General features: G+C 73.0%; 14 protein-coding genes. 9 read left to right on the forward strand and 5 right to left on the reverse strand.

What is annotated here, in order from left to right; translation table 11 throughout:
• Window positions 1-62: 62 nt before the first annotated feature.
• Together ACFQS1_RS13060 and ACFQS1_RS13065 are read left to right on the forward strand one after the other, a co-directional pair.
• Window positions 63-1,121, forward strand: coding sequence for an ArsR/SmtB family transcription factor (locus ACFQS1_RS13060; RefSeq protein ID WP_378967437.1), 1,059 nt, complete (start codon window positions 63-65; stop codon window positions 1,119-1,121).
• Between the two features lie 90 nt (window positions 1,122-1,211).
• Window positions 1,212-1,781, forward strand: a complete 570-nt coding sequence (locus ACFQS1_RS13065) for a hypothetical protein (RefSeq protein ID WP_378967439.1) — start codon at window positions 1,212-1,214, stop codon at window positions 1,779-1,781.
• Between the two features lie 18 nt (window positions 1,782-1,799).
• Here ACFQS1_RS13065 and ACFQS1_RS13070 read toward each other — a convergent pair whose 3' ends face one another.
• Window positions 1,800-2,738 carry a helix-turn-helix transcriptional regulator gene (locus ACFQS1_RS13070; protein ID WP_378967441.1) on the reverse strand — a complete coding sequence of 313 codons (939 nt, stop codon included), beginning with the start codon at window positions 2,736-2,738 and terminating at the stop codon, window positions 1,800-1,802.
• Between the two features lie 41 nt (window positions 2,739-2,779).
• On the opposite strand from ACFQS1_RS13070, the gene ACFQS1_RS13075 reads away from it, so the two are divergent.
• The 4 genes from ACFQS1_RS13075 (at window position 2,780) to ACFQS1_RS13090 (ending at window position 5,546) form a co-directional block, all read left to right on the forward strand.
• Window positions 2,780-3,874 carry an epoxide hydrolase family protein gene (locus ACFQS1_RS13075; RefSeq protein WP_378967443.1) on the forward strand — a complete coding sequence of 365 codons (1,095 nt, stop codon included), beginning with the start codon at window positions 2,780-2,782 and terminating at the stop codon, window positions 3,872-3,874.
• A gap of 62 nt (window positions 3,875-3,936) precedes the next feature.
• Window positions 3,937-4,524, forward strand: a complete 588-nt coding sequence (locus ACFQS1_RS13080; protein WP_378967445.1) for a CGNR zinc finger domain-containing protein — start codon at window positions 3,937-3,939, stop codon at window positions 4,522-4,524.
• 19 nt (window positions 4,525-4,543) lie between these two features.
• Complete coding sequence (locus ACFQS1_RS13085; protein WP_378967447.1) at window positions 4,544-4,960, forward strand: VOC family protein; 417 nt, start codon at window positions 4,544-4,546, stop codon at window positions 4,958-4,960.
• Window positions 4,961-4,991: 31 nt separating this feature from the next.
• On the forward strand, window positions 4,992-5,546 hold the full coding sequence (locus ACFQS1_RS13090; protein ID WP_378967450.1) for a DUF6817 domain-containing protein: 555 nt from the start codon (window positions 4,992-4,994) through the stop codon (window positions 5,544-5,546).
• 100 nt (window positions 5,547-5,646) lie between these two features.
• On the opposite strand, the gene ACFQS1_RS13095 is transcribed toward ACFQS1_RS13090, so the two are convergent.
• Entirely contained in the window at window positions 5,647-5,829 is a 183-nt protein-coding gene (locus ACFQS1_RS13095; RefSeq protein ID WP_378967452.1) for a hypothetical protein, read from the reverse strand.
• A gap of 4 nt (window positions 5,830-5,833) precedes the next feature.
• On the opposite strand from ACFQS1_RS13095, the gene ACFQS1_RS13100 reads away from it, so the two are divergent.
• Window positions 5,834-6,037 carry a hypothetical protein gene (locus ACFQS1_RS13100; RefSeq protein ID WP_378967454.1) on the forward strand — a complete coding sequence of 68 codons (204 nt, stop codon included), beginning with the start codon at window positions 5,834-5,836 and terminating at the stop codon, window positions 6,035-6,037.
• Between the two features lies 1 nt (window position 6,038).
• Here ACFQS1_RS13100 and ACFQS1_RS13105 read toward each other — a convergent pair whose 3' ends face one another.
• Complete coding sequence (locus tag ACFQS1_RS13105) at window positions 6,039-6,854, reverse strand: class I SAM-dependent methyltransferase (protein ID WP_378967456.1); 816 nt, start codon at window positions 6,852-6,854, stop codon at window positions 6,039-6,041.
• A 430-nt stretch (window positions 6,855-7,284) separates the two neighbouring features.
• Between ACFQS1_RS13105 and ACFQS1_RS13110 the strand changes: the two genes are divergently transcribed.
• Complete coding sequence (locus ACFQS1_RS13110; protein WP_378967459.1) at window positions 7,285-7,740, forward strand: endonuclease/exonuclease/phosphatase family protein; 456 nt, start codon at window positions 7,285-7,287, stop codon at window positions 7,738-7,740.
• Here ACFQS1_RS13110 and ACFQS1_RS13115 read toward each other — a convergent pair.
• Together ACFQS1_RS13115 and ACFQS1_RS13120 are read right to left on the reverse strand one after the other, a co-directional pair.
• Window positions 7,737-8,657 (reverse strand): alpha/beta fold hydrolase, encoded by a 921-nt coding sequence (locus ACFQS1_RS13115; protein ID WP_378967461.1) that lies wholly within the window; start codon window positions 8,655-8,657, stop codon window positions 7,737-7,739. The genes ACFQS1_RS13110 and ACFQS1_RS13115 overlap by 4 nt on opposite strands.
• Window positions 8,658-8,769: 112 nt before the next feature.
• Complete coding sequence (locus ACFQS1_RS13120; RefSeq protein WP_378967463.1) at window positions 8,770-11,265, reverse strand: DEAD/DEAH box helicase; 2,496 nt, start codon at window positions 11,263-11,265, stop codon at window positions 8,770-8,772.
• Window positions 11,266-11,355: 90 nt separating this feature from the next.
• On the opposite strand from ACFQS1_RS13120, the gene ACFQS1_RS13125 reads away from it, so the two are divergent.
• Window positions 11,356-12,075 (forward strand): class I SAM-dependent methyltransferase, encoded by a 720-nt coding sequence (locus tag ACFQS1_RS13125; protein WP_378967466.1) that lies wholly within the window; start codon window positions 11,356-11,358, stop codon window positions 12,073-12,075.
• Window positions 12,076-12,077: the final 2 nt, after the last annotated feature.

The raw sequence follows: 12,077 nt of genomic DNA on the forward strand, positions 1-12,077 counted from the left end.
GATGCGGGGCGGCGCGATACATTCGATGTGCTTCGAATCGGCGGCCGAACGGAGTTCTCCTGGTGGCGATCCGGATTGAGACCGACGCGCTGACCCTGTCCCGGTCCCGGTTCGCGACCTCGCCGGCCGGCGAGATCGTCGCGACGCTGCAGGCGCGCCGGGGCCCGGCCCAGCCGCACGTGCGGCGGTGGTACGCCCAGGCGCTGGCCCGGCTGGACACCTGGACGCTGGACCTGCTGCACGCGCTGGTCCCGGCCGCGGTGGAGCACTCGTACGTCCCGGACTTCCTCACCCCCCACCCCCAGCGCTCCCGGGAGACCCGCGACGGCATGGTCGAGGCGATCGCGGCGAATCCGCACGCGGAGGTCGCCGCCCAGCTCGACTTCGCCTTCGACGGGCGGGCGGTGCGCGCCGAGTTCGCCGGCGGATTCCGCGACGAGCGCGCCTACCTGAGCTGGCGCCGCCGCCCGGCGCCGCTGCTGCAGGAGCTCTTCGACGCCGGCGAGGCCACCCTGCTCGAGGAAGCGGCGGCGGCGATGGGCCGGTTCTTCGACGCCGCGATCGCCGGCCAGTGGGCGCAGGTGAGCGCCGTGCTGGACGCCGACGTGGCGTACCGCGCGGAGGCCATCTCGACGCACGGCATCGCCGCCATGCTCGCCAACCTCGACGGCGACCTGGCCTGGGACGGCCGCACCTTGAGCCTGCCGCGGCCGTTCGAGGCCGTGGTCGACTGGGCCCACGACGGGGTGCTGTTCATCCCCTGCACGGCGCATGCCGGGCCGATCTCGTACGCCGCCGAACGGCCCCGCACGCCGGCCCTGACCTACGCCGCGCGGGGGACCGGCGCGCTGTGGCCGGAGCCGCAGCGCGGCGAGCACGCCGCCGGGCTGGGCGAGCTGATCGGCGCGACCCGGCTGAGCCTGCTGCGGCTGCTCGACGACCCGCGCACCACGCAGGACCTCAGCCTGCTGGACGGGCACGGGGCGCCCACCGTCTCGTACCATCTGCGCCTGCTCAGCCGCAGCGGCCTGGTCACCGGCCGGCGCAGCGGCCGGGGCGTCGTCTACCGGCGCACCGCGCTAGGCGACGCGCTGCTGCGGGGCGCCCTGCCTCCCTACTAGATTCGATCAGCTTCGAATGTGTCGTGCGACGAGGACGGCTCCGCCAGTGTTGCGGCAAGCCACCTTTCCACGCCACTTTGGAGGATCCCGATGACCGCAGGTATCCAGCGCCACCCGGCGACGCGCGGCCCGTGGTCGCCGGCCGCACGCATCGCACTGGCGGCCGCCGGCGTCGTGTCCGCCGCGCTCATCCTTCTCGACCAGGGCGCCACCGCCCGGCTGCCCGAGGTGCTGGCGGCGGCCGCGCTCATCTACGCCGGCACCGCGGCCGCCGGGTCGGCCCGCGCCGCGTGGCCGCTGTTCGCGGTGACCTGCGTGGTGATCGGCATCAGCCGGTTCGCCGGCGGCGACCCGGTCGCCACGCTGGTGCTGCTGGTCCCGGGCGCCGCCGCGCTGGTCTGGGCGGCCCTGCGGGGCGGTCGCACCGGCCTGGTCCTGCAGGGCGCCGGGCTGGCCTTCTTCGCGCTCATCGCGCTGGCCGGCCTGCCCGGGGCCGGGTGGGGCGCCGGAATCGTCGCCGCCGGGCTGCTGCTGCACGCCGCCTGGGACCTGGCGCATCTGCGGCTCGGCCGGGTGGTCCCGCCGTCCTACGCCCTGTTCTGCCTGGTGCTGGACCTGGCCCTGGGCGTCGCGGTCCTGGTCGCCCTGGCCCGGAGCTGATCGCCACGCCCGGCCGGCTCAGATCGCCCGGGAGTAGCGGGCGGCCAGCTTCCCGAGGGCCTCGACCAGCTCCGGACCGTCGACCACGGTGAAGTCGGCGTCGAGCAGGCCCAGATACAGCGCGAGGCTCAGCGGGTGGTCGGAGCCGGGCCGGAACTCGCAGCGGTCCGGCCCCAGCTCGGTCACCTCGACCCGCACCGGCATGTGGTCGCGCACGTACTGGGCGGGGGCGTGCACCACCACCCGGGCGCGATAGGGCCAGGGCCCGCGCGACACGAGCGCCGTGACCGCCTCGTCGGACGGCAGCGGGCGCGGCGTGAACCGGGGGCCGCCCGGCACGCGCGGGGTGATGCGGTCGGCCCGGAACGAGCGCCAGGCGGATCTGGTCGTGTCCCAGGCCAGCAGGTACCACCGGCGGCGGTCGTGGACCAGCCGGTACGGCTCGACGTCGCGGCTGGTGGTGGCGCCGGTGCCGGAACGGTAGTCGAACCGGATCCGCTCGTGGTCGCGGCAGGCGCCGGCGATCAGGGTCAGCACCGCGGCGTCGACGGTCGGATCCGGCGAGGGGGTCGGCAACGCGTACGCGGAAATGGCCTCGACCCGGCGGCGCAGCCGCGCCGGAAGCACCTGCTGAACCTTCGCCAGGGCCCGGACCGACACCTCCTCGATGCCTGTCACCGAGCCGGAGGCGGCGGTCCGCAGGCCGACGGCGACCGCGACCGCCTCCTCCTCGTCGAGCAGCAGCGGGGGCAGGCCGCCGCCGGGCCCGAGACGATAGCCGCCGGACACGCCCGGTCGCGCCCGCACCGGATAGCCGAGGCGCCGGAGCCGGTCGACGTCCTTGCGGACCGTGCGGCAGCTGACGCCGAGCCGCTCGGACAGCTCGGCGGCCGTCCAGTCGCGGCGGCCCTGCAGCAGCGAGAGCAGGCGCAGCAGGCGAGCGGAGGTTTCCAGCATCGGTTCATGATGGCGGCAATTGCGGAACGAAACTGTCCGCGATGCTGCCTAACGTGCCCGCCATGGAAACTTTCCGCATCGAGGTGTCGCCCGCGTCGCTCGACGATCTGCGGCGGCGCCTGGCGTCGGCGCGCTGGCCCTTTTCCCTGCCGGGCCGGGGGATCGAGGAGGCTCGGCTGCGCGGGCTCGCCGACCGCTGGCCCGAGGTCGCCCGGGAGTCCGCGCTCAATCGCCATCCCCAGTTCATCGCCACGGTGGACGGTCAGCGCATCCACTTCCTGCACGTCCGGTCGGCGCGGGCCGACGCTCCCGCGCTCGTGCTCACCCACGGCTATCCCAGCTCGCCGGCCGAGTTCCTGCGGCTGATCCCGCTGCTCGACGACTTCCACCTGGTCGTGCCGTCGCTGCCGGGCTACGGCTGGTCGACGCCGCTGTCCGGTCCGGGGTGGACGATGATGCGCGCGGCGCGGGCCTGGGTGTCGCTGATGGCTCAGCTCGGCTACGACCGGTACGGCGTGCACGGCGGCGATGTGGGCGCGGGCGTTTCCGGCGCGGTGGCGTCGCTCGATCCCGGGCATGTGACCGGCGTGCACGTGGTGACCGATCCGGCGACGGCCGCGGCCGCCGCCACGTTCCTGCCCAGGATGGCCGGCCGGCTCGACGAGAGCGACCCGGTCGACAAGGTGATCCTCGACCGGATGGAGGCGTTCCGCCGCGACGGGTCCGGTTACCTCGCGATGCAGAATTCCAGACCACAGACCATCGCGTACGGGTTGACCGACTCGCCGCTGTTCCAGCTCGCGTGGATCGCCGAGAAGTTCGACGAGTGGACCCGGCTGCCGTTCGACGACGACCAGTTGCTGACCACGGCCAGCCTCTACTGGTTCACCGGGTGCGGGGCCTCGGTCGCGCACACCCTGTACGACCAGGCCCATTCGTCGGAGTGGGGCGGCCCGGTGACGGTGCCGCGGGCGTTCGCCGTCTTCGGCGCGGACGAGACCGTACGCAAGCTGATGCCGGCGCCCGCCGGCGCGCGCTGGACCGAGTTCCCGGCCGGCGGTCATTTCCCGGCGATGGAGGCGCCCGCCGAGCTGGCCGCCGACCTGCGGGCGTTCTTCACCGCCCAGCCGGGGTGACCTACGCGGCAATCGTGCCGCTGATGTTACCGGTTGGACCGGTAACGTCGTAAGGTCTGGGCATGGCCGGCAAAGGTACCCGGGCGCCCGCCGCGGAGCTGGCGTTCCGATGGCGGGGCGGTCGCCCGGCGCTCGACTTCACCGCGACGGTGGGTGAGCGCTGGCGTGGCCGGTTCGAGCGGCTGCGGGAGCCGGCCGATCTGGCCCGCTGGTTCGGCGAGGCCGGCCTGACCGATGCCGCGGTGGCGGTCAGCCCGGCCCGGCTGAGGCAGGCCCGGCAGTTGCGGGAGGCGCTGTACCGGCTGTTCACCGCGGTGCGGACGGCTGCCGCTCCCAATCCCGCCGATGTGGACCTGGTGCACCGGTGGGCGACCCGGCCGGCGCCGGGGCCGGGGCTGATGCTGCTCGGCGACCGGCTGGCGCCCGCGCCGGCGCCGCCCGACGCCACCGCCCTGTTGACCGCGGTGGCCCGCGACGCGGTCGACCTGGTGACCGGCCCGCTGGCCGCCCGGATCCGGGAGTGCGACCGGCCCGACTGCGCGCTGCTGTTCGTCGACGAGAGCCGGGCCGGGGCGCGCCGGTGGTGCTCCATGGACACCTGCGGCGCCCGGTCGAAGATGTCGGTCTACCGCAGCCGGCACGGTCGGTGATCCCCATGGCGACGAGCCGGTGACCGGAGGAGCAGTGCACATCAGCCACATCGACCATCTCGTGCTGACCGTCGCCGACGTTCCTCGCACGGTGGACTGGTACCGGCGCGTGCTCGGCATGCGGCACGTCACGTTCGCCGGCGGACGGCACGCGCTGACCTTCGGGCGGCAGAAACTCAACCTGCATCAGGCCGGCCGGGAGCTGGAGCCGAAGGCCGCCCGCCCGGTGCCCGGCTCCGCCGACCTGTGCCTGATCACCACCGTCCCGCTCACCGAGGTGCAGGCCCACCTGCGCGACTGCGGCGTACGGGTCGAGCTCGGGCCGGTCGCCCGTACCGGCGCCGCCGGACCGATCACCAGCGTCTACATCCGCGACCCCGACGACAACCTCATCGAGATCGCCACCTACCCGCCGGTCGAGCCGCGCGACCCGTAGCCCGGCCGGCCCCGCACAAAGAGGAGCGAAGATGACCGAGAGCACGCCGATCCGCGAGCGGAACCTGCGCGCCTGGCTGCGACAGCACGGCGCCGAGACGATCGAGCATCCCGGCGGCACCCTCTACGCCCATCTGTCCCGGGTCCACGACCGCCTGGGCCGCCTCGGACTCGACGACGACACCCGCCTGGCCGGCCTGGCCCACGCGGCCTACGGCACCGACGGCTTCGACGTCGTCCTGCTCGACCCGCGGGACCGGAGCACCTTGCGCGAGATCATCGGCGAGGCGGCGGAGAACCAGGTCCACCGGTACGGCGGCTGCGACCGCAGCCGGACGTGGCAGCGGCTGGCCGGCACCGGCGAGATCTACAACCGCTTCGTCCAGCGACCGGAACGGCCGGGCGTGGCCGAGTTGCGCTCCTTCGCCGACCTGAGCATCGTCAACGAGTTGGACGTCATGGAACAGCTCCCGTCGATGCGCGACGAGCACGGCGAATACTTCCGCCGGCTGTTCGCCGCCTGGGCCGCGATCGCTTCCCCGCAGACCATCGCCGATGCCCGGAAGGTGCTGGGCGACGCGTCCTAGGGTGACTGCGGGAAAGCCCACCACCCCCGTCGCCGTTCGCGTACGCGAGCTCATGTGGTCCCGCGCCGGCACGCTGGCCGCGGGCACCACGAACGGGCCGTCAGCGCACGCGGAGGCTGTCGATGAAGAACCGCGTACGGCGGTCGTAATCCTTGCGTGCGGGTCTGCGCAGCGCTCGGAGGGCCAGCCCGTTGGCGACGTCGGCGTAGTAGAGGTCGCTCGCGGTGAAGTCCTCACGCAGCACGCCCGCGTCGTGGCCGCGCCGCAGCAGGCTCTCGGTCATCTCGGTGGCCGCCGGCAACGGCGTCTACGTGGGCGGGCTCTACATCGGCGCCGCCATCGAGAACACGCCCTTCCGCGCCCGGATGCAGGCCGCCAAGGCCGCCGGCGCCCCGGTCCCCGACATCCCGACGGTCGACCCCAAACACCTCGCCGGCCTGCTCTGGACCATGCACCACAAGGCCGCCCAGCCGGAAGCCACCTATCCGTAGGTCAACGGCCGACGTGCGCGACGGCCAGGAAGTGGGCGCTCGCGTTGATCAGGAGCGGGTCGCGCTCGGCGAGGCGGGCGCAGCGCAATGCGCCGCCGGACAGGGCGTCGAACGCGTCCAGGCCGGCCACGTCCAGCGCCGGCCAGGCCGGCCCCTCGACGCCGTAGACGGTGACGTCGCGCAGGCCGGCCGCCTCCACCTCGGCGCGCAACTCCCCGGCGGTGTGGAAGTGGGCGTCGACGAAACCGGCCTGGCCGTCGTAGTCGCCGGTCTCGATCACCTGGCGGATCGGGGGCTCGGCGGTCTCGGTCAGTCCGCCGTTGGTGCCGTTCTCGAGCAGCGACAGGTAGCGGCTGATCCCGGCGGCGGCCAGCAGCCCGCCGGGGCGCAGCACCCGGACGGCCTCGGCGAGCGCCCGGGCCCGGTCGGTCGCCGCGCCGAGGTGGTAGAGCGGACCGAACAGCAGAACCACGTCGGCGCTCGCGTCCGGGGCGGCCAGCGCGACGGCGTCGCCCACCGAGGCGGTGACGCCGGGCAGGCGCGCGGCGGCGGCGACGTGCGCGGGCACCAGGTCGACGACGTGGACGCGGTGGCCGTCGGCGGCGAGCCAGGCCGCGTGGATCCCGGTCGCTCCGCCCACGTCGAGGATCCGGCGGGGGCCGGGCTCCGCGCCGCGCTCACGAGTGTGGCCGGCCCCGAGGTGGCGGCGCAGCAGCTCCTGGGTCCGCAGGAACTCCAGGCGGCCGTGCGGAGATCGCCGCAGGCGCGTGTCCTCCACGCCGTCGACGCCGTAGTACTCGAAAAGGTCCGCACTCATCGGGTCATGCTGACCAATCGGGGTGAGCCGCGCCAGCGATTTCCGGCGGTGCGAGGATGGCGGAGGGCACCGGCGGAGCGGCGGGGGGCTGGGTGCGGATCGCGAGCGTGAACGCGTGGGGTGGCGCCCTCTGCGACGACCTGATCAAGTGGCTGCCCGGCAGCGGCGCGGACGTCGTCTGCCTGCAGGAGGTCACGCGTACGCCGGGGCTGTCCGGCTGGACGCGCTTCGCGGACGGCGAGCGAGCTCTGCCGCAGCGCGCCGACCTCTTCGCGGACGTCCGTGCCGCGCTGCCGCGGCATCAGGCGATCTTCGTGACCAGCGACTCCGGCCCCGTGCACGACGCCGGCGGCGGCCGCCATCGGCAGGACTTCGGCTGGCCACCCTGGTCGGCGACGAGCTGCCGGTCTGCGGCATCGACTCGGCCTTCGTGCACGGGGAGTTCACCGACCACGACGAGTGGCCGGCCGGGAACCGCCCCCGGATCGCGCTGGCCGTGCGCACCGTCGACCGTGCCACCGGCCGGTCGGTGTGGGTGGTCCAGGCGCACGGACTCCGCGATCCGGGGGGCAAGGGCGACACCCCGGCGCGCCGCCGGCAGGCGGACCGGCTGGCTGATCTCGTACGCCGGATCCGGGGTCCCCGCGACCTCGTGGTGCTCTGCGGGGACCTCAACCTGATGCCCGGCAGCGAAACGTTCGCCGTGCTGGCGGAGGCCGGCCTCACCGACCTGGTGGGCGCCGCCGACACCCGCTCCTCGCACTACCGCAAGCCGGTGCGGCACGCGAGCTACCTGCTGGTGTCCGATGTCGCCGCGGTGCGGCGCTTCGAGATCCTCGCCGAGCCGGAGGTCTCCGACCACCGCGCGCTGATCCTGGAGGTCTAGACTTCCGCCACGAGCGGCCGGCGGGCCGGGGCCCGTGCTCCCACCAGCTCCGGCTCGTCCTCGGCGGCCAGCCACGACAGGATGTCGGGCAGGATCTCCATCGCGCCGAAGTGCGCGGTCTCGGTCTGGATCTCGAACTCGGCCCGCGGGATCCGCTCGGCGAGCCAGCGCGTGTGGCCGGCCGGGACCACGTTGTCGTCGGCGCCGTGCCACAGCCGGACGCGCTGGGTGATCTCCGACAGCTTGAAGCCCCAGTCGCGCCGCAGCGCCAGGTTGTCGTCGATCCAGCCCCACGGGCCGGCGCGCATGGCCTCCGCGTACGTCTCCAGCAGCAGCCGTTCGAAGGTCACGTCGCGCACGACGCGCCGGTCGGGGCCGGTGACCTGGCCGCGCAGCGAGTCGAGGAGGCTGACCGGGCTGCGCCGGGTGCGGTCGGCCAGCAGCCGCAGGCTCTCGACCAGCTTGAGCTCGTCGTGCCGGGCGGCGCTGAACTCGCGGACGTTGGCGCTGTTCATCCCCGCGTACCAGTCGATGTCGTCGGCGTCGCTGGGCCGCAGGCTGACCAGGACCGCGGCCCGGGTGACCCGGTCCGGCAGCAGCGCCGCCGCGGCCATCGCGTGCGGCCCGCCGCCCGAGCGGCCGACCACCGCGAACATGTCGATGCCCAGGTCGTCGGCGATGGCGGCGACGTCGGCGGCGCAGGAGGCGACCGAGCGGCCGGGGTCGCGGTCGGACCCGCCGTACCCGGGCCGGTCGTAGCTGATCAGCCGCACGCCCAGGCGATACAGCACGCTGTCGCGCGGCCGGGGGCCGAGGCGGCTGCCCGGGGTGCCGTGCATCAGGAAGACGGGAGCGCCGTCGCCGGCGACCTCATATCGCAGGCATCGCCCGTCGGTCGCCTTCACGTCCGCATCCACGAGTTCTCCCGCCGGTCGGGCCACGGTCGCCAGGCTATCGATGCCCGGGCGGCACCACCAGTATTCCCGCCGCCCGCCAGCCGCGACTGTCGAATGATGAACACCCGGGCCGTCAGGCCGAGTGCGGGCCGACGGCCGTGACCACCACCACCGCGGCCCCCGCCTCGTCGGAGGCGGCCAGGTCGACCGTGGCGTCGATGCCCCAGTCGTGGTCGCAGTCCGGGTCCTCGAACACCTGCCGGACCGTCCACACCGCCGGCCCCGCGTCGATGTGCAGGAAGGCGGGCCCGCGGGCGGACGGGCCGGTGCCGATCTCGTCGTACTCGTCGAAGTAGTCCGTCAGGGCGTCCTGCCAGCGGTCGGCGGTCCAGCCGGAGTCCCCGTCGAGCTCGCCCAGCTCGTCCCAGCGGCGCAGGGCGGCCAGCTCGACCCGGCGGAACAGGGCGTTGCGGACCAGCACCCGGAAGGCCCTGGTGTTGCGGGTGACGGCCGGCGGCTTGTCGTCCAGGCGCACCTCTTCGTCGGCGACGGCGAGCGGGTTGCGCAGGCGCTCCCACTCGTCGAGAAGGCTGGAGTCGACCTGCCGGACCAGCTCGCCGAGCCACTCGATCAGGTCGGTGAGCTCCTCGGTGCGGGCGTCCTCGGGCACCGTCTGGCGCAGGGCCCGGTACGCGTCGGCCAGGTAGCGCAGCACCAGGCCCTCGGAGCGGGACAGCCCGTAGAACGAGACGTACTCGGTGAACGTCATCGCCCGCTCGTACATGTCCCGCACGACGCTCTTGGGCTTGATCTCGTAGTCGGCCACCCAGGGATGGCCGCGGCGATAGGTCTCGTAGGCGCCTTCCAGCAGGTCGAGCAGGGGGCGCGGGTGGGTGACGTCCTCGAGGAGCTCCATCCGCTGCTCGTACTCGATGCCCTCGGCCTTCATCGCGCCGACGGCCTCGCCGCGGGCCTTGGTGCGCTGGGCGGACAGCACCTGGCGCGGGTCCTCGAGGGTCGACTCGATGACCGAGACGACGTCGAGCGGGTAGGACGGGTCCTCGCGGCCGAGCAGTTCGAGGCAGGCCAGCGCGAAGGGGGAGAGGGCCTGGTTGAGGGCGAAGTCGAGCTGGAGGTCCTCGACGAGCCGGTAGACGCCCTCGGGGGTGCGCTCGATGACGCCGCCGGCGACGAGCGCGCGGGCGATCGCGACCGCGCGGCGGATGTGCCGGCGCTGGGCGCCCGGCTCCTCGTGGTTGTCGGTGAGCAGGTGCCGCATCGCGGCGAACGGGTCGCCGCCGCGGGCGATGACGTTGAGCAGCATCGCGTGCGAGACCTGGAACGAGCTCGTCAATGGCTCGGGATCGGCGGCGACGAGGCGGTCGAAGGTCGGCTGCCCCCAGCCGATCGTGCCCTCGGGCGGCTTCTTGCGGACCACCTTGCGGCGCTTCTTGGGGTCGTCGCCGGCCTTGGCCAGGGCGCGCTCGTTGTCGATGACGTGCTCGGGCGCCTGGACGATCACCGTGCCGAGCGTGTCGAAGCCGGCCCGGCCGGCCCGGCCCGCGATCTGGTGGAACTCGCGGGCCTTGAGCAGCCGGGTCTTCACGCCGTCGTACTTGGACAGGCCGGTGAACAGCACCGTGCGGATCGGCACGTTGATGCCGACGCCGAGGGTGTCGGTCCCGCAGATCACCTTGAGCAGGCCGGCCTGGGCGAGCGTTTCCACCAGGCGGCGGTACTTCGGCAGCATGCCGGCGTGGTGCACGCCGATGCCGTGCCGCACCAGCCGGGACAACTGCTTGCCGAAGCCGGCGGTGAAGCGGAAGTTGCCGATGGCGGCGGCGATCGCGTCCTTCTCGGCCCGGGTCGCCATGTTGACGCTCGTCAGGGCCTGCGCGCGCTCCAGGGCGGCGGCCTGGGTGAAGTGCACGATGTAGATCGGCGCCTGGTGGGTCTGCAGGAGCTCCTCGATCGTCTCGTGCAGCGGTGTCATCGCGTACGAGAAAATGAGCGGAACCGGACGCTCCGCGCTGGCCACGACGGCCGTCTCGCGGCCGGTCCGCCGGGCGAGGTCGTCGACGAAGCGCGTGGTGTCGCCGAGCGTGGCCGACATCAGCAGGAACTGCGCCTGGGGCAGCTCGATGATCGGCACCTGCCAGGCCCAGCCGCGGTCCGGCTCGGCGTAGAAGTGGAACTCGTCCATCACGACCTGCCCGACGTCGGCGTCGGCGCCCTCGCGCAGGGCGAGGTTGGCCAGCACCTCGGCGGTGCAGCAGATGATCGGGGCGTCCGGGTTGACGCTGGCGTCGCCGGTGAGCATGCCGACGTTGTGCGCCCCGAAGATCGCGCAGAGGGCGAAGAACTTCTCGCTGACCAGGGCCTTGATCGGTGCGGTGTAGAAGGTGGTGCGCTCGCTCGCCAGGGCGATGAAGTGCGCGCCGGTCGCGACCAGGCTCTTGCCCGAGCCGGTCGGGGTGTTCAGGATGACGTTCGCGCCGGTGGCCAGCTCGATGAGCGCCTCCTCCTGGTGGGTGTACAGGGCGAGGCCCTGCTCGGTGGCCCACTTCTGGAAGGCGTCGAAGACCGCGTCGGGGTCGGCGGTACCGGGCAGGCGGTCCGTGAGCGTCATGATCCGTTTACCTTATCGACGGCTGAGAAAGTGTGGAGATTCACAACTCGGGGCTTCCCGAACCCGCATGATCCCGTACTGTGCCCACCCATGAGCACAATGGTGGAATTCCGGCGAGTGGTGAACCGGCTGCTTGGCCGGAAGGGTGCGAGCACGGTGGTGGCCAAGACCACCGAGTCGCGCGAGAAGTGGGCGAGCGAGGCCCAGGAAGGCGAGTTTCTCTTCCACAAGAACGACACGTGGCGCAAGACCCCCGACTTCATGAACCAGACCGATCGGCTGTTGCGCCACTTCGGTTTCACCCCGGAACAGTACGCGGGGAAGGTGGTCGTGGACGTCGGGGCCGGGAGCATGCTGCGCACGAAGTTCTTCACCGGCGCGCACCTGGTCGTGGTCGAGCCCCTCGCCGACCGGTTCCTCGCCGAGATCCCGGCCTGCGACCTCAAGGACGCCGCCGAGGTCTACTCCGAGCCGGCCGAGCAGCTCGTCGAGGGCCTCGTCGGCCGCTGCGACCTGGTGATCAGCATCAACGTGCTGGACCACTGCTTCGACTTCCCGCAGATCGTCGACAACATCCGGCAGTACCTGAAGCCGGACGGGCTGGCCTTCCTGACGTTCGACATGCACGACAAGGCCGACCACATGCACCCGCTGTCGCTGACCGAGAAGACCTGCAAGCCGATCTTCGATCAGGCGAAGCTGCGCATCGAGAAGGTCACGACGGGCGTCGGCGACGCGCTGGGTGGGTCGCAGACGTACGGGCACGGCCCGTTCACGCTGAACTACTGGCTGCGCCGCGCCGACGTCTGATC

This window comes from Paractinoplanes rhizophilus (assembly GCF_042664765.1).
GTDB lineage: Bacteria > Actinomycetota > Actinomycetes > Mycobacteriales > Micromonosporaceae > Actinoplanes > Actinoplanes rhizophilus.